Genomic DNA, 21932 nt, shown 5'->3' with positions numbered 1-21932 from the left:
GCACGTAGATCGTCAACGAGCCGTCAGCGCCGTTTTTCAGCGTCCCGCTCCTGGTGCCGGGAGAATCGCCGTTATATCCCTGTCGTCCCCAACGCTGCATGGCTCGATATGCGAATGCACATCGTTTGGTCAACCCATACAACGCGGCATCAGCGCGGCGTCATACGGATCGCGCCATCGAGACGCACGCTCTCGCCATTGAAATAGACGTTGGTCACGATGCTCTCGACCATCGCGGCGAATTCCTCGGGCCGGCCGAACCGCTTGGGAAATGGCACCGATTGCATGAGTGCATGCTGTACGTGGTCAGGCGCACTGCGCATCAGCGGCGTTTCGAAAATCCCTGGCATGATCGTGTTGATGCGAATGCCGTCGTTCATGAGATCACGCGCGATAGGCAACGTCATCCCCACGATACCGGCCTTGGACGCACTGTACGCTGCCTGACCGATCTGTCCGTCCTCAGCCGCCACCGACGCCGTATTGACGATCAGCCCCCGCTCGCCATCGGCGAGCGGGACTAATTCAAGCATGCCCGCGGCAGATTTCGCGATGCAGCGAAACGTGCCGATCAGGTTGATCTGAATCGTGCGCTCGAACCTGTCGAGCGGATAGTGCTTCGCTTCGCCGGTTGTCTTGTCGCGGCTTGCGGTTTTGATTGCATCGCCCGTACCCGCGCAGTTGACCAGAAGACGTTCCTGGCCATGAGCGGCGCGTGCCTTTGCAAACCCTGCATCGACTTGCGCGCCATCGGTCACATCGACTCGGCAGAACACACCGCCGATCTCGCGCGCGAGCGCATTGCCGCGCTCCGCGTCGACGTCGAAAATCGCGACACGCACGCCACGCAACGCGAGACGCTGCGCGGTGGCCGCGCCGAGGCCCGATGCGCCTCCGGTGACTACCGCTGAAACCGTTGAGTCGAGCATCATGACGAATCACGCTCCCTGTCGATGATCACCTTGCTTGAGCGCCGACACGACCGCACGGCACACCGCCGAAGTGGCACGCTGCGCCCTGCGGCTTCGGCGCACCCCGCATCCGATGCACGAGGCCCTGATGCGCTGGCTAGCTCGCCTCGACCACGATGGTCTGACCGAGCTTGGACCACTTCTGCGCCTTCGCCAGATAGCGATCCTCGATAATGCTACGCCTGATCTTGAGGGTCGGCGTCAGGAAACCATTGTCGATCGACCAACTGTCTGCGACGACCACCATATAGCCCAGCTTCTCGTGGTCTTCGAGCATGGCGTTCACGCTATCGAGCAGGCTCTGAAGTTCCGCCGTCAGCGGTTCGCGCGCGTGACGGTCCTGCATTTGCCGCTTCGCATCGGGCGCAAGCATCGCGAGGACGAAGGGCTGCGGATGTCCAGGGCCCGTCACGCACACCGCTTCAACCTTCGGGTGGCTAAGCAAGTTTTCGATCGGCACCGGCGCGACGTATTTTCCCTTGCTGGTCTTGAAGAGCTCCTTGACCCGCCCGGTAATCTTCAGGCGGCCGATCTCGTCCATCTCGCCGCGATCGCCCGTCATGAAAAAGCCGTCCGCGGTCGTGGTTTGCGCCGTCAGTTCCGGATCCTTGAAGTAACCGAGCATCTGAGTGGGTGTTTGGAGCAGGATCTCGCCGTTGTCCGCGATGCGGCATGTCACGCCAGGGAGCGCCTGACCGCTATAGCCGAGCCGAACCTGCCCTGGCCGGCTGTAGTGCGAGTACGAAAAATTCTCCGTCATGCCGTATACATCGAGCAGTTCGAGGCCCAGCTTGCGATACCAGTTCACGATTTCTACTGGCAGCGGCGCGGAGCCGGTGAAGGCAATCCTGACGGCATCGAGTCCCAGCAGCGCAAGGATCTTCTTCTTGATGGCGCCCGAGACGATGGGCAGCGAGAACAGCAGTTTCTGCTTCCATGCCGGGAGCTTCGCGCACGCGCCGATGTAAAACTTGGTCCACAGGCGCGGCATCGAGATGAACAGTGTGGGCCGCGCACGCTGCAAATCCCGCCCAAACGTCTCAAGACTGTCGGAGAAGTAGACGCGGCATCCGTGGCAAAGCGAGTTCGACTCCACGAAGCACCGTTCGGCGCCGTGCGCCAATGGCAGGTAGGACAACAAACGGTCGCCCGTCCCAAACCCGCAAAAGCGGCCGGATTCCAACGCATACGTGATCATGTTGCGAAAGCTGTGCATGACGCCTTTGGGCTTTCCAGTGCTACCTGACGTGTACATGATGGTCGCTAGCTCGTCGGGCTGAGGCAAGCTCACGTCCTGCAACGGTTTCACATTGGCCATGATCTCGTCCCAGTGCGGTACGCCCCCGATCTGGGCCATCGGCAAAGCGACGATCGGCAACTGTGCCGACGCGCCCGAGCGAATCTCATCCCAGCGTTGCGGCGCACCATCGATCCTGCCGGCAAACAGCAGGCGGGTATTGCAGTGCTCGAAGATATAGCGCGCGGAGTCGGCGCTGATGGTGGGATATAACGGCACGGACACATGCCCCGCCAGCCAGATCGCAAGATCGGCCATGATCCAGTGCGCGCTGTTTTTCCCGAGAATCGCGATGTGGCTCTTCGCAGGCAACGCAAGCGAGCGCAGATATGCAGCCATGCGCCTCGCCTGGTCGCCGACTTCCTTCCAGCTATAGTCCACCACCGTTCCATCAGGATGCGGCTGAGTAAAGTAGACAGCGTCTGGCTGAGACTGCTCCCATTGCAGGAAGCGGTGAACCAGACTAATAGAATTCATCTCTTTCATGCTTGTCCCCAAGATTCTTCTGATTTGCTTCATCCGGATGCGAGCCTTGCGAGCAGCAACGTAGGCGAGCGATGGCTGCGGCAGGCGCACGTCATACGTTCCCGATTGACGTGGTATTCACGCCGTTCGAACGAGTCGGCACCAGGCCATCATAGGCAACGTCCTGTCGGGCCGCCCCTTCCTTTTCTAGGGGCGCGGCGCAATGGCAGGCTCTGCAGCGCTGAACATCGAGGTCAGCTCGCAAGAGCGGCCCGATTTGCGCGACAACCACTGCGTGATGGTCAAGTGCCCCCCCGTTTTGGGAGGGCGGAAAGCGCGACGCCTGCGCTATTCTTTTCGGCAAGAAAAAACGCGCGGACAGACCCGCTAAGTTCGCCGAACCGGCCCGGAGACTGAGATGCGGAGTGAGCGCCAATCTTCGGCCCTAAGCAAACAGGCCTTGCGCGTGGTCGGGCCTTTCATCCCGATTGTGTTCGCATTGATGCTGGCCAGCAGCCTGAGCATCGATCTGCTCTCGTCCGTTCGCGCCTATGTGGGTGGAGAAAGCCTGTGGAGTAAGGGGCAAAAGGACGCTGTGCTCCATTTGATCCGCTATGGCGAGACCCACAATGAAGATGAGTTCCTCGCCTATCAGCGTGCCATCGCCGTACCCCTTGGCGATCGCGTTGCCAGAATCGAACTGCTGCGCGCGCAACCCGACCTGGACAAGGCCGCCGCCGGCCTGATCGCCGGCGGCAACCATCCGGACGATATTCCAGGCATGATCCGCCTCGTTCTGGATTTTCGCCGCCTGCCGCCGCTCGAACATGCCATCACCATCTGGACCCAAGCGGACGCCGAGGTGCAATTGCTCCACGACCTCGCGGAGCAATTGCACGTCGCGACGCTCGGCGGCGACCACGGCGCGGCGAACGTTGCGCGCTTGATGCTTCAGATTCGGGAATCCAATGACCGCCTCACGCAGCTCGAGGAGGCCTTTTCCTATTCGCTCGGCGAAGTCTCGCGTCGGGTGCGCAACCTGCCGATACCGGGCATTGACGTCGCCTCATTCCTCCTCTTGGCCGCTGGGATATTTCTCGCCGCGCGCGGCATGCGCAAGGAGCTGAAGCTCAGGCAGGCACTGTCGCGCAGCGAGGAACGGCTCATGCTCGCCATCAGCGGCAGTAACGACGGGCTGTGGGATTGGGACTTGCGCAGCAATGCATTCTATTTTTCGCCACGCTGCACACGGATGCTGGGCTACGACGAGTGTGAGTTGCCCCAATCGTTCGCCACCTTGCTCGCGCTCATCCACCCGGACGATTTCTCCTCCATCGAGTTGAAGCTCCACGGGCATCTGCAGGACAGCCTGCCCTTCGATGCCGAGTTTCGCCTGCGCACCAGGACCAACACCTACTTATGGGTTCGCTCGCGTGGACGCATGGTGCGCGACACCGTCGGACTCGCGCAACGCATGGCGGGCTCGCTGACCGATATTACCGAGCAAAAGCGTGCAGAGGCGCTGCTGTGCGCAGAGCAGGCGCGCGAGCGGGAGCATGCCGCGCGCCTCGCGCACGATGCCACCCACGACGCGCTGACCGGCCTCATCAATCGCATCGAGTTCGAACGGCGTCTGGCCGACGCCATGCAACGCGGACAGTCTGAGAACTGCACGCATGTCCTGATGTACCTCGATCTGGACCAGTTCAAGGTGGTCAACGATACGTGCGGGCATGCTGCGGGCGACGAACTGATTCAGCAACTGGTGTCCGTCATGACAGCGGAGTTGCGCAAGTCCGACATGCTTGCGCGCCTCGGCGGCGACGAATTCGGCGTGTTGCTGGAGGACTGCACCACCGAAGATGGCGAATGCGTAGCGGATTCGCTGCGCGAGGCGATTGCACGCTTTCGCTTCGTGCACCGCACGCGCAGCTTCGCGCTGGGCGCGAGTATCGGCATGATCCGCCTCGACGCGGACGTGTCGCACGTGGCCGAGGCGTTGAGCGCGGCCGATGCCGCCTGTTATCTGGCCAAGCAGCGGGGACGCAACCGCGTGCAGGTGTATCAGCCGCACGACGACGCCGTACGTGTCCTCCACGACGAAATGGAGTGGGTCAGCCGTACGCACGCGGCACTGGCAGACGGACGTTTCGCGCTGCATGCCCAGCAGGTAGTGCCCTTGCAGGCCGACAGCGGAACAGGCCGGCATATCGAGTTGCTGCTGCGCATGGTGGACGAACAGGGCCAGCTGGTGCCACCGATGGCCTTCATCCCTGCGTGCGAGCGCTACAACCTGATGCCCACTCTGGACCGCTGGGTGATCGATGCGGGCTTTGCCGAGCTTGGGCGCTTGCGCCGCGCGAATCAAGCGGATATCGCAGTCTGCGGACTCAATCTTTCTGCCGCTTCGCTGTCCGACGATCAGTTGTCCGAGCATATCCGCGAGCGCGCGGCGCATCACGGCATCCCGCTCGATATCGTCTGCTTCGAGATTACCGAGACCGCGGCAATCAGCAACCTGACCCAGGCGACTTCATTCATCCGCCAACTGCAGGCGATGGGCTGCCGCTTCGCGCTGGATGATTTCGGCGCGGGCATGTCGTCATTTGCCTATCTCAAGCACTTGCCGGCTGAGTACATCAGGATCGACGGCGGCTTCGTGCGCGAGATGTTCGATGATCCGATCAATATGGTTGTGATCGAGGCGATCCAGCGCATCGCCCAGGCCATGGGCATGAAGACCGTTGCCGAATGGGTGGATAGCGATGAGGCGTTGACGCACCTGCGTGAGTTGGGTGTGGACTACGCGCAGGGTTATGGCGTGGCGAGGCCGGTCCATTTTGCAGGCCGGCGCGAAGCCGGCCTGCAAAATGTCGGCAGCGCAGCATGAAACAGGGGCCGTGTGCGTCCCCTGCCGTCCTCCCCGCATTTTTGCGTATACAGATACGTATATTGCGCACACAAATAGAAATTTATTGTTTAATAATCAATCTACTACATGTCATATTCGAGTCCTCTCCTGGCACCAACAGTTGTTCCGGCCTAGTTTCAACATAAGCCGAAGAAGTTCGAGAAACCCCGTAAGATTAAAGTCTTACGGGGTTTTTTGTTGTCCGCCATTCCTCTTGTTGTCCGCTATTCCTCCCCCACTCCATTACGTTCCGCTGACGTCGGCGCTTTTTGCAAATAGACATCACAGGTGCAACGACTGACGCAAGTCGATAGACCCAGCCGGTGTACTTTCTCCTAATTCTTCGCTCATTCCATGCCGGTACGATGAACACCATTCAGTCGCTCGGACGTTATCGCCCGTCGAGAAATCATCAGATCTGAAAGGAGCTCATCATGTCACCGGCAGCAATCATTCACGGCACGCCAACCTGGGTCTGGGTGCTGCTCGTCGTTCTGCTATCGCGCGGCTTCAAGGCACTGAGAAGCGGAACGGCATCACTCTCGAAGCTCGCTATCGTCCCACTCATCTTTGCGGGCTGGGGTATTGCGCATCTGCTTTCGGATCCGCTGGCGGGATGGTCCGCCGCGATCGCCTGGACGACAGGCGCACTCGTCGGCATGATGGGCGGCGTTTTCATCGCGAGCCGGTCCCGGTTCATGGTCGATCCGATTGCGAATACCGTCATGCTGCCGGGTTCCGTGTTGCCGTTGCTGCTGATTATCGCCACATTCGTGACCAAATTCTGGCTCGGAGTGGAATTTGCGACCGTGACCGACGCATCGTCGCTCGGGACGGTTGTCCTGATCGATGCCGTGGTGTCCGGGGCCGTCGCCGGCGTATTCGCCGGGCGCTTCTTCACCTACTGGCGGGCACTGAGCGCACGCCGGACTCTTCAGTTGCAGTGACGTGAGGGTTGCAGTGCGGTCAATCCGCCACTTGCTGAAAGCCTCGTCCTTGACGAGCACCCTGGTCCGTTCGGTTTTGAAGTAGCCCGGCCCGAGACCGTTGACCTGGACACCATGCTGTCCCCAGCCGATCGTCATGCCTTTCGTCAGCATCTTCACGGCGCCCTTGCTCGCCGTGTAGGCGGCGATGTTGGGGCGGCCAAGTTCGCTTTACACTGAAAGAGGTTGTACGTAATGGGCGTGGCATTGCCGCCGTTGTTGCCATTGGCGCCGGTGACATGGCCGCTGTCCTGCGCACCGTCTTGCGGCAGCGGTTCGGCTGCGTTGCCGCCGTTGGCCATCATCAGGATGGCCGTCGTACCTGGCGTGCTGCCGTTCCAGCCGTTGGTGCTGACGACCGATCCGGACTGGTTGAACGTGATCTGGCTCGCGTCGCCGCCACCACCGGGCATGTCGGGATTTCCGGTAGCGCTGGACATCTCGCCGGCCGTACCACCGACGCCGCCATTGCTGGCTAGCTGCACCGCGGCGGGGTTTGTAGTGTTGCTGTTGACGCTAGTGCCAGCGTCCATGGTCAGCGTCACGCCACCCGCATCACCACCGGACCCACCGTTACCCGTCGGGTTGCCACCATTCGTGCCGGTACCGCCGGCGCCGCCGATGCTAATCAGCGAAATCAGGCTCTGGCTACCGGAACTGAGTCCGTAAATGACTGGCTCCGCCCTGCGCACCGCTTTGATCGGGTGCCGGCGAGCCAGACAGGTTGTTCACCGGCAGGTTATTGGCTTAAGCGAATGCGGTCGTGTTGCTGAAGGCGGCTGTCGCGAGGCAAAAGGCGAGCGAGCGATACAACGGGCGTCGAGCGAAGCAATCCGGCGCTCGTTGTGCAGAATGGTGCGAATGAAATGGTTTGGTCATGGTCGGAACGTCCAGCGGGGATCGAGGAAGGTTTGGTCGCGTACTGGTAGATGAACTCAATGCGCCACCGTCCAACCGGCCCCGCGCACGTTGCGGATCAGAGACCGCCCAAACTTCTTGCGCATCGCATGAATCAGCACGTCAATGGCATTGCTTTCGACCTCTTTACCCCATCCGTACAGCCTGTCCTCAAGCTGACCGCGCGACAGGACCATGCCGGGTCTTTCCAGGAACGCGTGCATCAGCGCGAATTCGCGCGCAGAGAGCGACGACGCCACCCCGTTGCAGCACAACATGCGCTTGTGGAGATCGAGGCTGAGCGACGCGGCACCGATACGCGAAGTGGCGTAGCCCGCCTTGCGCCGCAACACTGCCCGGATGCGCGCAAGAAGTTCGCAGACTTCGACTGGCTTGAGTACACAATCGTCGGCACCGATATCAAGACTGCGCACACGCGTTTCCAGATCGTCCTGTGCTGTGAGAACCAGAACGGGGACGTGGTTGCCCGCGGCACGCAACGAACGCAGCAGATCGATACCCCCTGCGCCCGACGGGCCGGGATCGAGCAACACGACAGCGTAGTAGGCCGTGGTGACGGCAGCGCTAGCGGCGTTGCCGTCGCGAACCCAGTCGACAAAGCAACCCGCATCCTTCAATGCGCGAAGCAGGTTCCCACCAATCTGCAAATCGTTTTCAACCAGTAAAACTCGCATGACGTCCCACCGTTCTGGATAGCGTTCGCGCCACGTCGGCCGCGCGCTATTGAAACTGATAATCCCCCTGTTGATTCGGATAACGTATTGTGATGGGCTTAAACCAACTGGAATTCACGTTCGTGAAATGCCTTGCGCATCCCCGCGCATGGTTTTGCCCTGGATCGAATCACGACAAGCGGTCGTATTGATACTGCGGGGCGGAGTGTGCAAGATTATTTGGAATGGCGAAAATACCGGCTCGTGATGCCGGTATAAGCGGCGCATATAGCTACGTCCGTAATTCCTGGCTCATTCTCGACCCCTATCTTCACGCCACCGGATCGATCCATACGAGAAGTCGATTGCAAGATTCGGTCACGTCCCGCCACATACATCGTGGCGGTTGCAAGGTTGATCGAAGGAGACGCCATGAGCTTCAATCCAGAAATCATTGCCGTCCTCGTGATCGCGGGCGTGTTCTGCGGCTTTCTCAATACAGTTGCGTCATCGGGATCGGCGGTATCGCTGCCGGTTCTCATGTCGATCGGCCTGCACGCTGCCGCCGCCAATGCGACCAATCGGGTTCCGGTTCTTGTCGGCGCGCTTGCCGCGACGATCGGTCTCGCACGCAGCGGAGCGATTCCGTGGCGACGCGCGCTGATCGTCGCTGCGCCGATGACGCTCGGCGCAGCCCTGGGCGCGCTTGCGAGCGAACAGCTTCCGGGACATGACCTTCGCAAGATCATCGTTGGCGCGGTGGTCCTTGCGCTGATTCTGATATTCGCCAAGCTCAAGGATTTGCTGAACGTTGCGGGAGACCGCGAGGTACGCCTGGGCGTCAAGCAGATGGCGCTACTTTCTCTCGTCGGATTCTGGGCAGGTTTCATCGTGCTCGACTCCGGCACTTACATGCTGCTCGTGCTCGTACTCGCAGCGGGACTGACGCTCGTCCACGCGAATGCCATCAAGAACTTCGCCACGCTGATGACGACCGCGGTCGCAATGCTGATCTTCGCCGAACACCAAAGCATCGACTGGACGAGCGGAGGACTCATGGCGCTGGGCAGTCTGGTCGGCGGCTTTCTGGGTGCGCGCGTCGCAATCTCAGCGCAGGCGCGACGCTGGATCGTCGGCTTGCTGATTGTCGTCGTCGTGGGTGAACTGGTGCATCTGGCAGTGCCGATTCAGTGGCTCGACAAACGGGTCATTCCCGCGATCGAAACGTTCGCCGCCGTGAATACCGGGGCAAAGCCGAACGTCGCCCCTGGCGTCTAGCATGCAAATCAAGACGTATCTTCAAACCCCATACATTGGAACGACGAGGCGCTCGATTGCAGCTTGCTGCTGAGCGCCAAACTTGTCGCGGCCGTCGAGCGCCGCGGATGACGCGGGCCACTCGATAGCAATCTTGATCGCGCTGCAATTGTCGACAAAGTAACTGCCGGTAATGGCTTTCAGTTTGAGTCCAAGCGCGATCGCCAGGTTGCGCGCGCAAAAGAGGTTGGAGAGGAGCGCCATTTCATAGGCCTCTTTCGACCTGAAAAATACGTCGATAGTCAGCCAGCCGGTACCCGTACCCTCGCTTCGGAACACGCAAGCGATCTCAAGCAGACGCCGGCTTCGGAATGGCCTGCCGTGTGGCGGCACATCCTCGATGACGCAAAGCGTCCTCGCATCGAGATTCTGTGTCCCTGCCAGCTCCCCCACCTCGAAGTACTCCGCTCGCGCTTGACCCGCGCCGACCCATTCGCGCCCGCTTACCCGATAGTAGTGGATCGGAAACAGGCTATCGCGGATGATCTCCTCGTTTTGCAGCAGGTGATCGATCGTCCATTCATGGATAGACCCACGACGCCGCGTGCCTTCGAGCCTGATGCTTGGCGGCCACGACCTCCTTATACGATAGAAGGCACTCCTGCGAATGCCGGCGGCCAGCGCGCTGACGGGAAAAAACTCGGTCTCTGCCGTGTTTAGCACGCCTTCAGGATAGAACTGCAGTTGCGGGTGAGCTTGCTCGTAGAGCGAATGCGCCGCGATAGAGTATGGCGTGCAGTGACGGCTTTCGACGGGTGCTACGAAAACTGCGCTGCCATCGTCATAGATTTCCGCCACAAGACAGTCGGATGACGATCCGGTCTCACATGCGCGCGCACCGTACTTGAGCACATGGCCTACGTGATACGCGAGCCCAGGCGAGATGCCGCGGCGAATCATGTCGGCGGCAAAGAGGGCCGCGCTGCACGAGCGGCCGGCGAAGACGTACTTCGCGCTACTCGCGAGGGCTGCACACAATGGATGAATGCCCATCTGGCCCACAATCGTGCTCGCGCGCAGCGCCGCTTCGTCGAGTGTGGGTCCGGCGCCCAACGGCCGCAATGCACCAGCGCGCAATTCGTCGATCACGATCGACGGAGCGACTTCGGAGCGGATCACGGCCACCTTCACGCCGCGCACCTGCAGTTCCTCGAAGATCTCCGTCGCAATGTCGAGCATCCTGTCGAGATCGCGGTCGCCGCCGGCCGTCACGCCACTACCGATGATTACGGGGGCGCCGATCCGATCGCCGGCCTCGACCATCTTTCGAAGATCGTCCTTGACGGCTTCGCGCTCGGCGCACGGGTCGCCACTGCCGACGTAGCGCTGATTTACGCCCGGTGAGCCAGCAGCGGCAATCACCGCATCGACCCGGCCATTCAGTGCCTTTTGCAGCGATTCACGCGGGAATCCGCATCCCAATGCGCCGCATGCGGACACTACCCGGTAAATCAGCCTTGCCATGCATGACTCCCACTTTGCACCTGAGGGCGACATACCGTCCTCCCGGCGTTGCGGTGTGAAGTTTGCAGGCTTTTAGGGAAGAGGAGAAATATCCGGTTGCGATGCCGCTATAAGCAACGCATATGGGCGGCCGCTTCAGTTGCAGGTGTCCCAACATCGCGACGAGCCGAGTGGATCAGGGTTAGACAGGTACAGCACCGGCGATTTTTTGTTCTTCCAGGTACCGGACTATCAGGTTACGAATCACCTGAGATGTCGCCTCGGCAGCAGGCGCCAACGGCTGCTCGGCTGACGTTATCTGAGTTACCGTCATATAGATGGGAGGCTCAAGCGGGACAGCTTTCACCTCAGCCCCACCCTTGGCGCTGGATAAATCGCCGATCGCCATGAGTGCGCTTCCAAGACCCGCCTGGACTGCCGAAAGTGTCGCGAAGACATCGTTCTCTACAATCATTCGTGGCGCAGGAGACCCCTCGTTGAACAAGGACGCAATGATCGTCCGGGAGATAACTTCATGCGGACGGGCAGGCAAAATGAGGGTCATGTCTCTCAGCCGGTCCCAGGCAACACGGTCTTCGCCGACAAGCGTTTTGGCTTGCGTGAGGAGAAAAAGCTTCTGTCTAAAAAGCGTGTGGCTGGCGACGCCCTCCGAAAATGTGCCGTCAAAAATCACCGCCATATCGAGAGTGTGTTCACGAACACGACTGGTTAGCTGCCCGCTCGTCGCACTGACGAAATGCAGCGTGACGTTGGGCAAAGCCGCTTTGCAGGCACTGGCAACGGCGTTTGACATGAACCACGCTAACACCGTTGACATTCCGATGCGAACCACGCCCGTGACATCTTCGCCGCACGACCGAACAAGGTCCGGCAAATGCTCGATGCGATGGATGATCGCCTCGGCTTCTGCGTGCAGTAGCTTTCCGGCGGCCGTTGGCTGGACGCCTCGCGCGCTGCGGTGTAGCAGAGACACGCCAAGGCTCTCTTCCAGTTCAGCCATTTGCTGACTAAGAGCGGGTTGCGCGACGTGAATCATGGTCGCTGCACGCGAGAAGCTACCCGCTTCAACGATCTTAACGAAGGAAAGCAGATGCCGCAGTTGTATTCTCGATCTCGCCATGCGCCCTCCACGAAACCAGATTCGCCCATTGCGTATGCAATTTACGCCGGGCCTCCGCTTTGAAGCTTCACGCACTCACAGATAGTCAACAATGCAGTCTACGTGGCCACCCGATTTCGGTTCGTGGCCGCGAACGCGGCAAATGCCGATCCGCGTGCTGCCGGGAGTATGCGCGTCTGGTCAGTCGCGGCGCATCCTGCAATATTATCGTGATTCGCCGACGGATACTTCTGACGTCGACCACTCCAGCGGCGACAGGGGTGACCTTGGGCCACCCGCGCGATCTGGATCACGCCTCGCCCTCGGACCACTCCGGGCTATAGCCGCCCAGCGTCGGGTGATACATTTCATCGCCAGAATGCTGGGTGAACTCGACATTGAGACGGTCTTCGCGCAGTCCGAGAATCTCGATGCAATCGCGGCAGAGTGCTTTGGCCACTTCCAGTCGCAATTCCGCCGAACGCCCGCGGCGGATGTCGCACATCAGTACGGACACGGGAACGGGTTCGCCGTCTACCGTGCGCCACACGCCGCCCTCCCCGGTTTCCCGAATGGCAATGCTAATGCGCCGGATATCGACACTCATCAGATTCGAATAGGTCTCGCAAAGCTGGCGGGCGAGGCGCTTTTTGTCGTCGGTCGAATGTTGGCCGTTAACGTCGAGTTGCAGGTACGGCATATCAGAGAGTCCCTTGAAATGAGTTGAAAACACGCATCGATCAACGCGAGCGACGCGCTTCAGCACGGCTCGCCAACGAAGGAAACAGCGACTCGATCGCGTGGGCGACTTTCAGCAAGGCCCAGTCGCCACCACGCCGCCCCACCAGCATCAAGCCCACCGGTGCGTCGCCCGGACGATGAATCGGCAGCGAGATCGCACAACGATCCAGGAAGTTGAACGGAGCGGCATTGCGCAACAGACGGGTCCGGATGGCATCCTCGGCGTTCGCGCACTCATCGAAGGTGGGTGCCACGATCGCAACCGTCGGCATGATCAGCGCGTCGTAGTGTTTCGTCGCCTCGTCAAAGGCTTCGATCAACTGTTGACGGCGCTCCAGCATCGCAATGTAATCGCTCGCCTGAATCCGCAGCCCGGTCTCGATCCGCGCCTTGATGCGCGGGTCATAGTCCTGCCCCCTGCGGCGCAGCAAGTCTCGATGCCAGCTCAATGCTTCTGCAGGTTGGATGACGCCGTTTCCGTTCAGCGCATGCACGGCGGCGAGCGCCGGAAACGACTCCGTGCTCAGGTCCGCGCCCGCTGCCGAAATGGCGCTGCATGCCGACTCGAATACCCTTGCAACCTCCGCGTCGAGATCGTCGAGCACGACTTCTCGCGGGATTGCCAGTCTCAGTCCCTTAACCCCCAGGTCGAGCGGCTGCGTGGTCTCGCCTGCGATTACCGCGTAGACCTCCGCGCAATCGGCCACCGTATGAGCCATCGGCCCGATCGAATCGAGCGTGGTGGACAGCGGAATGGTCCCGCCCAGCGGCACTGTGCGCTGGGTCGGCTTGAATCCGACGATGCCGCATAGCGCCGCCGGCACGCGGATCGAGCCGACCGTATCCGAACCGATCGCAGCGGTCGCCATGTCGTCGGCGACCGAGACGGCGGCACCCGACGACGATCCGCCTGGAATCCGCGTGCGGTCCCACGGATTACCCGGTGTACCGAAGTGCGCGTTGAGACCCACCACCGAGAACGCAAACTGCGTCATGTTGGTTCTGCCGACCAGCACCGCGCCTGCGGCCTTCAGGCGCTGCACCACCGGAGCGTCGCAGCGCGCGGCAGGCGCGTCGTCCAGCGCGATTGAAGCAGCGCGCGTAACCTCTCCTTTGATGTCCAGCAGATCCTTGATTGACACCGGTACGCCGGCAAGCGGCGAGGCCCGATAGCCAGCACTCAACAGACTGTCTTGCGCAGCGGCCACCTGACGCGCCTGCTGGTCCCACACCTTGATGAAGACCCGCTTGCCCTCCCCTTGCGGGTCGGCAATGCGTGCCAGGCACGCGTCCACACGCGCTGCACTGGTAGCGGCCCCAGCCTCGATTTGCGCAGCCTGCTGTGCGATGGTCAGCCGGCGTCCATCGGCTCCGAGCGGTGACGCAAGGGCCGGCGTGATGACATGGTTCAAATTCGAACTCCTTCAGTACGTCTAATATCGCTCACCGCCGCGGCCACGAAATCCTCGGCGACGGCGTCTCCAAAGCGCGTTTTGCGCCGATATCGTCAAACCCCAAGCAACTCCTGCAGCAACTGTTGATCGTCGAATAATTCACTTCTCGAGACCTGACGCACCACCGTCCCACGGTCCATTACATACGCCCGGCCTGCCAGTCCAAGACAGAAGTCGAGGTCCTGTTCCGCTACCAGGATCGCCAACGCGCGCTCGCGATTCAGCCGTTTCAGGATCTCCGCGATTTCTTCGACGATCGACGGCTGAACACCTTCGGTAGGCTCGTCCAGAATCAGAAGTTTCGGCTGTGTTGCGAGTGCCCGTGCGATCGCCAGCACCTGCTGCTGGCCGCCGCTCAGTGACCCGGCCAGGGTATGGGCTTTCTGCCGCAGCATCGGAAATTCGGTGAGCATGTCCTCGACCACATCAGCGCGCGACAAGCCGAACGCCGCGGCCACCGCCGCGATATTCTCGACCACCGACAGACGCGGAAACACGTAGCGCCCCTGCGGCACGTAGCCGAGCCCGGCCCTCGCGCGAACGGACGGCTCGTGCGACAGTCGCACGCCAGCCAGTTCGACGTGTCCGGCTACCCGTTCCAGCAGCCCCATTGCGTACTTCATCAGCGTTGTCTTGCCGGCTCCGTTGCGGCCCAGAAGGGCGACGACTTCCGCAGTCTCGACCTGGATCGAGGCGCCGCGCAGGATGATCGTCTTCTGATAGCCGCCGCGCGCGTCAGATATGGCGAACATGCTTTCTTCTCCCCAGGTAGATGTCGAGAATGCGCTCGTCCTGTCGAAGCGTGTCGATATCGCCTTCGGCAAACACCTGCCCTTGATGCAACACCGTCACGTTAGCGTTCAGCGTCTTGATGAACTCCATGTCATGTTCGACCACGACCACCGCGATCGACGCCGACAGGATGCGGATCAACGCGGAGAGTTCGCGTCGATCCGCGCCAGTCATGCCGGCCGCGGGTTCGTCGAGGAAAATGACTTTCGGCGCCAGGCATAGCACCATGCCGATATCCAGCCATTGCTGTTCGCCGTGCGAGAGGTCACCCGCCAGCCGTTCGGCGTGCGGCATCATCGCGAGCATGGCCAGCATTTTTTCGGTGACCTCGTCGGCGCGGTGCCTTTCGCGCGTCGCGCTATAGGCGGCAATCCAGAGATTGGCACGCACGCTTAGATCACCGAAAACCTGTGGCGCCTGCAACTTGATCCCCACGCCTTCACGAATCCGCTCAAAGGTTTTTGCCCGTGTTATATCCCGCCCAGCGAGCGTGATGCGCCCCTGGTCAACTGGAAATACACCCGTACAGCAGCGCAAATATGAGCTTTTGCCGGCGCCGTTCGGGCCGATGAGGCAGCGTACCCGGCCGGCGCTGAAGCTTTGCGTGACACCCCCGACCGGCACGACGCCGCCAAAGCGCTTGACAATGTCATGCGTCTCGAGCGACACAGACGGCACCCATGCCGGACCGCTTTTCATCAGTTGCGCCAGTAGCGCGGCATCGATCCGCACCGACTGCTCGCTTGCGTCTCCGTTGTCGGCCCCCGCACGGATGTTCAGTGCCGCTGCGCGACGCCGCGTCAGCGCGCCGAGCAGGCCGCCGCGCATGAACAGCACGAGACCGATCAGCGCCGCGCCCATCACCAGCGTCGTTTGCCCGCCGGCGGCGCCGCCGCCGAGCCAGAACGACAACCCACCGATCGCCAGCGCCCCGACGAACGGGCCGGCCAGCGTGCCGATGCCGCCCACCAGAACGTAGATCGGCACGAGCAGGGCTTCCTGCACGCTAAAGATCGAAGGACTCAGGTAAGTCGCCCATCCGCCGTAGAGCGCGCCGGCAAGACCCGCGATCGAACCCGACAGGCAGAAGGCGGCAAGCTGGTAGCGGCGCACGTCATAACCTAGCAGTTCGGCTTTTTGCTCGTTCAGACGGACACAATCGATCACCATGCCGAACGGCGAGCGCATGATCAGCTGCACCACCAGATACACGATCAGCACAATAGTTAGCACGCCAACGAATATCGCCCGCGCGGAGGGTACGGATGCATTGTTCACAAACGCAATCGAAGGAATGTTCGACATGCCGTTGTCACCGCCAATCACCGCTTGCCCGACCGTCGCATTGAGCGAAACGGTCCCGGTCCACATCAGCAGACCCGCCGTGTACGTCAGGATCGTTCCTTGCAGCGTACCCATGCGTCCATAAAAGATAATCCAGCCGATCAATGCGGCCGCCAGCGCGCCGGACGCCACCCCGGCAGGCAACGCCCAAAGCAGAATGCTGGGATTGTCGCCGCCGAGGTTGATCGCGGCCAGACTGCCGAGATAGCCGCCGATTCCATAGAACGCTGTTTGACCGAGGCTGAGGAAGCCCATGCGCCCCCAGACAATGTCGAGGCTCAGACCCAGCAACCCGAATATGAGCCACGAGGTCGCCACGTTGGCGAAATACGGCGCGAAAAACATCGAACCTGCCGCCACCGCACCGCCGACGAGAACCACCCGGCACCACCACGACCTGGCCCAGCGCGGCAACCCGCTACCTGCGGTCATCCGCGAACTCGAGTGAAGCGTGCTTGAATCGAAATTCATCGTGTACACCTTACAGTTTGAGGCGCCAATGTTCGGAAATGCCCTTTGGAAACATGCGCAAAATGGCCATCGTGGCGCAGAAGAACAACAGGTCGCCGACCACACCCGACCAGTAACTCGATGCGAGGCCCGACGCTGCGCCGAGACCTCCGGCCGAAGCCAGCGTGCCGGCCAGAGTGACGGGACCGCCCACGACCACGGCGAGAAATGCTTTGACGGTGAAGCCGAAACCCATATTGGGCGTAGCGGGAATCGAGGGCAGCAGAATCGCTCCCGCGAAGCCCGCAAGGCCGGCGCCCAGCGCGAAGGTCGCGGTATTCAGGCGTTTGACTTCGATACCCAAGGCGCTGGCCGTGGCACGATCCTGGATCGCAGCGCGCGCCATCAAGCCATAACCCGTGCGCGTCAGCAGCAAATACGATGCGGCGAACAGCAGCACCGCCGCACCGATCAGAAAGAGCGAATAAGTCGCTACGGCATAGCCGCCAATGCTCACATTCGACATCGGCAAGCCGATACCGGGTGTGACCGCCCCGAACAGCACTACCGCGAGCTGATAAAGAACAAGGCTGAGTCCCCACGTCGCAAGCATCGTGTCCAGCAGCCGCCCGTATAGGCGGCGTACGATCAGCCGTTCGACGACCGCGCCGAACAACGCAGTCGCCAACGTGGCCACCAGCACCGCGATGCAGAACGGCAGGCCGGCTTTGAAGGCGAACAGCGCGCAATAGGCGCCGATCATGATGAATTCGCCGTGTGCAAGATTGACCACGCCCATCAGCCCGAATACGACCGCCAGTCCGAGTGTCGCAATCAACAGGATCGACGCGCTCGATAGCGCCATCACCAGGGCGTGCAACAGATATCCCGTGTCCATGTCTCGTCTCCTCGGGCTCAGGAACCGGTCGGCGTGAACTGAATCGCCGTGCGTGGGTTCTTTAGCAGATCGCACTTCTCATCTTCGTAAGACGGTGCAACGGATGGATACACCGCGATTACATCGAAGCCGCGCACACGATTGCCGCGCGCGAGAAAGATGTTCTGCTTCAGGTGGTGCGAGTGAGCCTGCAGCGTGGCGAGGCCGTTCGGCGCGTCAAAGCTCAGGTTGCTTTCCAGCGCCTGCCGGACCTTGGCCGGCTCCACGCTGTTTGCCTTGTTGGCTGCCGCCGCCCAGAGATGGACGGCGTCCCAGACGTCGGCAGCGGCTTCCACGACCGGTTCCCTGGTGCCGTAGGCTGCCTGCCACTTAGCCTTGAAGGCCTTGTTTTGCGGTGTATCGATACCGTCGAGGTAAGGCAGCGAGACAACGATGCCGTCGCTGGCGTCGGGCGAAACGACCACCTGCTGATTGCCGGAGCCAAAATTGGTCGACACGATGCCAATCTTTTTCTTCAGACCTGCCGCCGCGAACTGCTCGAGAAAGCCCGTCTGGTTCGCGCCGACCGGCAGCGCGAATACGAAGTCGGGGTGCGCGGCCTCGATCTTCTGGATGGTCGACGAGAAATCGGTGACCGTCAGCGGAATAAAATCAGCACCGACGACTTCCGCACCGAACTCCTTTGCATAGGCGCGCACCCAATTGGCGGAAATCGTGCCGAAGTTGAAGTCGGCCGCCATGATGTAGATCCGCTTGCCATACTTCTCGATCGACCATTTGATCAGCACTTTGAGTTGCTGCGACGCGGAGGGACCGGTAATGAATGTATTGCCGTCGCACACGCCGCCTTCGTACAGCGACGAATAGAAGTACAGCGTGTCGCTCCGGCGTGCAACCGGACGCATCGCCTCGCGCGAAGAACTTGTGAGCCCTGCGAAGAGCGCAGCAATATGATCGCGCATGATCATCGTGTTCGCGTACTGGGTGTACTTGCTCTGCTCGGATTGCGCGTCGCTTTCCACGATCTGCACCGGTTGGCCGAGAACACCTCCGTGACTGTTGATATCGGCTACAGCAAGATGTAAGGCTTCGCTTTGCTGAATGCCGTAGATGTTCAGGCCGCCAGTCAGGTCAAAGATAGAGCCAATCCGGATCGGCTCGGCGGCACGGACCGAGGCTCCCACGCCGGCCGCCATCGCCACGCTGAGCAGGCAGCGCGCGACCACACGCTTCCATCGGCCTGAGGCTCTGTAGTCATGCTGATTCTTTTCTGTCGAATCGTCGGCCACCCAGGCGGTGGACGGCGGATTCGGTTCGGTGCGGTCGCGGTCGGCCATGGTCTTCTCCCAGAAGCGAATAGTGAGGATGCGAAGGATTGCGACGAGGCTGCAACATAGTTGCAAACTAAAACTACATGCAGCGTAGGCTGGATAGTTTAAAATTGCAACTGGAGAAAATAAGTAAGGTACCGAAACGGCTTTAGCCTGGTGAATACCCCGAGGCGGAGCCGGCTCGCAGCGGGTTGCACAGGCCACACGTGCAGCCCAAATGTCGGATGAATACGCGTATGCTGCTGCTCGCGCAGTGCAAAGCATGCGCTGGCGATGAACGGAGAAAAATGATGGCTAAGCGAAGGAGCCTGAGAAGCGACGACTGCCCAATGGCACGCGCACTCGACGTGGTTGGCGATCAATGGTCGCTGCTTATCGTGCGCGACGCATTCGACGGCATGCGTCGTTTCGGCGAATTCCAGGCAAGCCTCGGCATTGCCCGGAACATTTTGACGGAGCGCTTGCGCAGTCTGGTCGCCGAAGACATCCTCGAATTGGCGCCGGCATCGGACGGCAGCGCGTTCCAGGAATATGTGCTCACCCCAAAAGGCGAAGGCTTATTTGCCGTGGTGGTCGGGTTGCGCCAATGGGGCGAAGACCACCTGTTCGCCAAAGGCGAACGCCATTCGAAGATGATCGAGCGAAAGAGTGGCCGGCCCATTCAGCGGATGGTGTTGCGCTCGGCGGACGGTCAACCCGTTGCGTCGTCGGAAACCTATGTGAAGAAGTTGCCGGCCAAAGCGGCTGCAGCTAGCCAGGCCTCGTCGTAACCTGCGTTAAAACCGGGCGCCGTCGCGGCCCGGCATTCAGTTGCCGCGCATCGCGCCAACTTGATCCTCCCCTTCCTCCTTAGCGCGGACCGCCAGCAATGCGCTGGCGGTCTGTCTCTGCGTGTTGTCAAAGCCGTCCGTGACTATCGCTGCAGATGCGGTATTCATCGATCCCTCTCTTAGTTGCAAATTGAAACTTCAACTGCTAACCTTCTTAAAGTTTCATTTTGCAACCATCCGGCGCAAACCACAGGCCCGGACCATCAGAGCGAGGCAAATCATGACTGATTCAAACCACACCTCCGTCACAGCGGCAGAACCTCACGCCGCGGACGAACTACGCGCCAGCCCCGTCAAGGTCGCGGTCGTGCAGTTCGCTCCGCAAGTGGGCGTCGAAAACCTCGAATCGAATGCGGCCGCCGTGCGCCAGCGGTTGACCGCTGCTGTCGACGCGGGTGCGCAGTTGATCGTGTTGCCAGAACTGGCGACCACTGGCTACTGCTTTACGGGCCGGGAAGAAGCGTACGCACATGCACAAGCCGTGCCGGATGGGCCGACCGTCGCGGAGTGGGAGAAGTTCGCCGCCCGGCATAACGTGTTTATCGTCGGCTGCCTGGTCGAACAGGATGGCCTTCAGTTGTTCGACACCGCCGTGCTGGTCGGACCCGACGGGTATATCGGCCGCTATCGCAAGACGCATCTGTGGAACAACGAAAAACTGTGGTTCACGCCAGGCAATGAAGGCTATTCGGTGTTCGAAACGCGCATTGGCCGGATCGGGCTGCTGGTATGCTGGGACATCTGGTTCCCGGAAAACGCGCGCATCGTCGCGCAGATGGGCGCTGACATCATCTGTATTCCGACCAACTGGGTGTGGACGCCGCCGCCGCTTTACGACGAAAGCGGCGTTTGCATGGCGGCCTATCTGACCATCGCGGCGGCGCACTCGAACAACGTGTTCATCGCCACGGCGGACCGGGTCGGTGTGGAGCGCGGCGCGGGATTCATGGGCAATTCGATCATTGCCAGTACCAATGGCTGGCCGGTCGGCAGGATCGCAGGTCCGGATGAAGACACCATTCTCTACGCCGATATCGACCTGACCCGGACTCGCACCGCCCCGATCTGGAATCAGAACAACGATTTACACCGCGACCGCCGCACGGATCTTTACGATCAGATGCTGGGCTACGCCGGCGCCAAGCCGCACCCGCGGTAAGCGATATCGGCGGTATGTATTCGAATGAGGGCGCCGGTGGATAGGTTGCCTTCGTTCGGAACGTCTACATTGCAATGCATCGAATCCCTCGACTGGACATGCAGTCGTTCGCGGTCGAGGTGACGAAAGCGCGCGCTCATCCGGCGCGGCATCCACTTGCGCCTACGTCTGCTGCAGCAATTGCGCGGCGATATCCGCGACCCGCGCTACATGGCTTGTGGCTGCATCGCGCGCCCGCTGCGCGTCGTGCGCGCGGATCGCGTCGAGGATCCGGTTCATCTCCTGCACGGCCTGCCGGCCGCGGTCATCGGAGGCGATCGTCATTGCGCGCAGACGGTTGATCCGCGCATTGAGCGTCTGCACGATCTCCCACGACACGCGCTTGCCGCCGCCATGGAACATCGCCTCATAGAACGTGGCCGTGAGCTCACGCACCATCTGATGCGCGTGCGCTTCGAACGCCTGCTGGATTCGTGTGATCGACTCGGCCAGCAGCGCGATCACCGCGTCATCCGCATGTTGCGCGCACGCCATCGCCGCATCGCCTTCCAGCAGCGCGCGAATCTCGTAGATTTCGGCAGCCGTCCCGGCATCCAGCCTGGCGACAATCGGCCCCTGGTTTGGTATCGAATCGACCAGCCCTTCCGTCTCCAGATGCCGCAAAACCTCCCGCACGACGGTCCGGCTCACGCCCAGTTCTTCACATAGCGAACGCTCGACCAGCCGTTCGCCCGGACGAAAATGCGCCTCCAGAATCGCCGTACGCATTTTCTCAAGCGCGAGTTCGCGCAGCGTCGTGGTGCGGCGTTCGACTTTCAGCGAAGGCAGAGCGTCACTCATGGCGTGCATGAC

The 21932-nt window shown here is 61.0% G+C and carries 19 protein-coding genes and 1 pseudogene; 5 read left to right on the top strand and 15 right to left on the bottom strand.

Annotation, left to right across the window (positions count from 1 at the left end; genetic code table 11):
* Nucleotides 1–149: 149 nt before the first annotated feature.
* Nucleotides 150–932, bottom strand: a complete 783-nt coding sequence (locus PQR27_RS07370) for an SDR family NAD(P)-dependent oxidoreductase (protein ID WP_408226273.1) — start codon at nucleotides 930–932, stop codon at nucleotides 150–152.
* Between the two features lie 136 nt (nucleotides 933–1068).
* A complete protein-coding gene (locus PQR27_RS07365) occupies nucleotides 1069–2754 on the bottom strand; it encodes an AMP-binding protein (protein WP_408226270.1) in 1686 nt (561 codons plus the stop codon).
* A gap of 397 nt (nucleotides 2755–3151) precedes the next feature.
* On the opposite strand from PQR27_RS07365, the gene PQR27_RS07360 reads away from it, so the two are divergent.
* Nucleotides 3152–5623, top strand: coding sequence for an EAL domain-containing protein (locus PQR27_RS07360; RefSeq protein WP_408511628.1), 2472 nt, complete (start codon nucleotides 3152–3154; stop codon nucleotides 5621–5623).
* A 455-nt stretch (nucleotides 5624–6078) separates the two neighbouring features.
* Complete coding sequence (locus tag PQR27_RS07355; protein ID WP_408523050.1) at nucleotides 6079–6591, top strand: DUF6622 family protein; 513 nt, start codon at nucleotides 6079–6081, stop codon at nucleotides 6589–6591.
* Nucleotides 6592–6603: 12 nt separating this feature from the next.
* On the opposite strand, the pseudogene PQR27_RS07350 reads toward PQR27_RS07355, so the two are convergent.
* The 3 genes and pseudogenes from PQR27_RS07350 to PQR27_RS07340 all read right to left on the bottom strand — a co-directional run.
* Nucleotides 6604–6801 (bottom strand): annotated as a pseudogene (locus PQR27_RS07350) (SDR family NAD(P)-dependent oxidoreductase); the annotation flags it as partial.
* Nucleotides 6747–7322, bottom strand: coding sequence for a hypothetical protein (locus PQR27_RS07345; protein ID WP_408523049.1), 576 nt, complete (start codon nucleotides 7320–7322; stop codon nucleotides 6747–6749). The pseudogene PQR27_RS07350 and the gene PQR27_RS07345, both read right to left, overlap by 55 nt.
* Nucleotides 7323–7565: 243 nt before the next feature.
* The gene (locus tag PQR27_RS07340) at nucleotides 7566–8222 is read right to left on the bottom strand and encodes a response regulator transcription factor (protein WP_408523048.1); all 657 of its coding nucleotides are present in this window, start codon (nucleotides 8220–8222) and stop codon (nucleotides 7566–7568) included.
* Nucleotides 8223–8633: 411 nt separating this feature from the next.
* Between PQR27_RS07340 and PQR27_RS07335 the strand changes: the two genes are divergently transcribed.
* The gene (locus PQR27_RS07335; protein ID WP_408523047.1) at nucleotides 8634–9479 is read left to right on the top strand and encodes a sulfite exporter TauE/SafE family protein; all 846 of its coding nucleotides are present in this window, start codon (nucleotides 8634–8636) and stop codon (nucleotides 9477–9479) included.
* A 21-nt stretch (nucleotides 9480–9500) separates the two neighbouring features.
* Here PQR27_RS07335 and PQR27_RS07330 read toward each other — a convergent pair whose 3' ends face one another.
* The 8 genes from PQR27_RS07330 to PQR27_RS07295 form a co-directional block, all read right to left on the bottom strand.
* The gene (locus PQR27_RS07330; protein ID WP_408523046.1) at nucleotides 9501–10982 is read right to left on the bottom strand and encodes a DUF4387 family protein; all 1482 of its coding nucleotides are present in this window, start codon (nucleotides 10980–10982) and stop codon (nucleotides 9501–9503) included.
* 181 nt (nucleotides 10983–11163) lie between these two features.
* Complete coding sequence (locus PQR27_RS07325; RefSeq protein WP_408523045.1) at nucleotides 11164–12102, bottom strand: LysR family transcriptional regulator; 939 nt, start codon at nucleotides 12100–12102, stop codon at nucleotides 11164–11166.
* A 289-nt stretch (nucleotides 12103–12391) separates the two neighbouring features.
* The gene (locus PQR27_RS07320; RefSeq protein ID WP_408525433.1) at nucleotides 12392–12781 is read right to left on the bottom strand and encodes a tautomerase family protein; all 390 of its coding nucleotides are present in this window, start codon (nucleotides 12779–12781) and stop codon (nucleotides 12392–12394) included.
* A gap of 40 nt (nucleotides 12782–12821) precedes the next feature.
* A complete protein-coding gene (locus PQR27_RS07315; protein ID WP_408523044.1) occupies nucleotides 12822–14234 on the bottom strand; it encodes an amidase in 1413 nt (470 codons plus the stop codon).
* Between the two features lie 95 nt (nucleotides 14235–14329).
* Nucleotides 14330–15028: an ABC transporter ATP-binding protein gene (locus PQR27_RS07310; protein WP_408523043.1), complete on the bottom strand. Its 699-nt coding sequence runs from the start codon at nucleotides 15026–15028 to the stop codon at nucleotides 14330–14332.
* Nucleotides 15012–16883 carry an ABC transporter permease subunit gene (locus PQR27_RS07305; RefSeq protein WP_408523042.1) on the bottom strand — a complete coding sequence of 624 codons (1872 nt, stop codon included), beginning with the start codon at nucleotides 16881–16883 and terminating at the stop codon, nucleotides 15012–15014. Before PQR27_RS07305 ends, PQR27_RS07310 begins: the two co-directional genes overlap by 17 nt.
* Nucleotides 16884–16893: 10 nt before the next feature.
* Entirely contained in the window at nucleotides 16894–17760 is an 867-nt protein-coding gene (locus PQR27_RS07300; protein ID WP_408523041.1) for a branched-chain amino acid ABC transporter permease, read from the bottom strand.
* Nucleotides 17761–17777: 17 nt separating this feature from the next.
* Nucleotides 17778–19097 (bottom strand): urea ABC transporter substrate-binding protein, encoded by a 1320-nt coding sequence (locus PQR27_RS07295; RefSeq protein ID WP_408523040.1) that lies wholly within the window; start codon nucleotides 19095–19097, stop codon nucleotides 17778–17780.
* Nucleotides 19098–19381: 284 nt separating this feature from the next.
* On the opposite strand from PQR27_RS07295, the gene PQR27_RS07290 reads away from it, so the two are divergent.
* Nucleotides 19382–19861: a winged helix-turn-helix transcriptional regulator gene (locus tag PQR27_RS07290; protein ID WP_408523039.1), complete on the top strand. Its 480-nt coding sequence runs from the start codon at nucleotides 19382–19384 to the stop codon at nucleotides 19859–19861.
* A gap of 36 nt (nucleotides 19862–19897) precedes the next feature.
* Here the strand turns inward: PQR27_RS07290 and PQR27_RS07285 are convergent, their stop codons facing one another.
* Nucleotides 19898–20029 carry a hypothetical protein gene (locus PQR27_RS07285; protein ID WP_408523038.1) on the bottom strand — a complete coding sequence of 44 codons (132 nt, stop codon included), beginning with the start codon at nucleotides 20027–20029 and terminating at the stop codon, nucleotides 19898–19900.
* 112 nt (nucleotides 20030–20141) lie between these two features.
* Between PQR27_RS07285 and PQR27_RS07280 the strand changes: the two genes are divergently transcribed.
* Nucleotides 20142–21080 (top strand): nitrilase family protein, encoded by a 939-nt coding sequence (locus PQR27_RS07280; RefSeq protein ID WP_408523037.1) that lies wholly within the window; start codon nucleotides 20142–20144, stop codon nucleotides 21078–21080.
* A gap of 162 nt (nucleotides 21081–21242) precedes the next feature.
* On the opposite strand, the gene PQR27_RS07275 is transcribed toward PQR27_RS07280, so the two are convergent.
* Nucleotides 21243–21920, bottom strand: a complete 678-nt coding sequence (locus PQR27_RS07275; RefSeq protein ID WP_408523036.1) for a GntR family transcriptional regulator — start codon at nucleotides 21918–21920, stop codon at nucleotides 21243–21245.
* Between the last annotated feature and the right edge of the window lie 12 nt (nucleotides 21921–21932).

Origin of the sequence: Paraburkholderia fungorum (assembly GCF_046027215.1) — a bacterium.
In the GTDB taxonomy this organism is placed as follows: Bacteria; Pseudomonadota; Gammaproteobacteria; order Burkholderiales; family Burkholderiaceae; genus Paraburkholderia; species Paraburkholderia fungorum_D.
Note: the sequence above shows the minus strand (reverse complement) of the source record. Positions and strands in the feature narration are given on the sequence as shown.

Excerpts from the sequence above, each read along its gene's own strand:
- PQR27_RS07370 (WP_408226273.1), bottom strand. The coding sequence starts at position 932 with ATGATGCTCGACTCAACGGTTTCAGCGGTAGTCACCGGAGGCGCATCG.
- PQR27_RS07365 (WP_408226270.1), bottom strand. The coding sequence starts at position 2,754 with ATGAAAGAGATGAATTCTATTAGTCTGGTTCACCGCTTCCTGCAATGG.
- PQR27_RS07360 (WP_408511628.1), top strand. The coding sequence starts at position 3,152 with ATGCGGAGTGAGCGCCAATCTTCGGCCCTAAGCAAACAGGCCTTGCGC.
- PQR27_RS07355 (WP_408523050.1), top strand. The coding sequence starts at position 6,079 with ATGTCACCGGCAGCAATCATTCACGGCACGCCAACCTGGGTCTGGGTG.
- PQR27_RS07340 (WP_408523048.1), bottom strand. The coding sequence starts at position 8,222 with ATGCGAGTTTTACTGGTTGAAAACGATTTGCAGATTGGTGGGAACCTG.
- PQR27_RS07335 (WP_408523047.1), top strand. The coding sequence starts at position 8,634 with ATGAGCTTCAATCCAGAAATCATTGCCGTCCTCGTGATCGCGGGCGTG.
- PQR27_RS07330 (WP_408523046.1), bottom strand. The coding sequence starts at position 10,982 with ATGGCAAGGCTGATTTACCGGGTAGTGTCCGCATGCGGCGCATTGGGA.
- PQR27_RS07325 (WP_408523045.1), bottom strand. The coding sequence starts at position 12,102 with ATGGCGAGATCGAGAATACAACTGCGGCATCTGCTTTCCTTCGTTAAG.
- PQR27_RS07320 (WP_408525433.1), bottom strand. The coding sequence starts at position 12,781 with ATGCCGTACCTGCAACTCGACGTTAACGGCCAACATTCGACCGACGAC.
- PQR27_RS07310 (WP_408523043.1), bottom strand. The coding sequence starts at position 15,028 with ATGTTCGCCATATCTGACGCGCGCGGCGGCTATCAGAAGACGATCATC.
- PQR27_RS07305 (WP_408523042.1), bottom strand. The coding sequence starts at position 16,883 with ATGAATTTCGATTCAAGCACGCTTCACTCGAGTTCGCGGATGACCGCA.
- PQR27_RS07300 (WP_408523041.1), bottom strand. The coding sequence starts at position 17,760 with ATGGACACGGGATATCTGTTGCACGCCCTGGTGATGGCGCTATCGAGC.
- PQR27_RS07295 (WP_408523040.1), bottom strand. The coding sequence starts at position 19,097 with ATGGCCGACCGCGACCGCACCGAACCGAATCCGCCGTCCACCGCCTGG.
- PQR27_RS07290 (WP_408523039.1), top strand. The coding sequence starts at position 19,382 with ATGGCTAAGCGAAGGAGCCTGAGAAGCGACGACTGCCCAATGGCACGC.
- PQR27_RS07285 (WP_408523038.1), bottom strand. The coding sequence starts at position 20,029 with ATGAATACCGCATCTGCAGCGATAGTCACGGACGGCTTTGACAACACG.
- PQR27_RS07280 (WP_408523037.1), top strand. The coding sequence starts at position 20,142 with ATGACTGATTCAAACCACACCTCCGTCACAGCGGCAGAACCTCACGCC.
- PQR27_RS07275 (WP_408523036.1), bottom strand. The coding sequence starts at position 21,920 with ATGAGTGACGCTCTGCCTTCGCTGAAAGTCGAACGCCGCACCACGACG.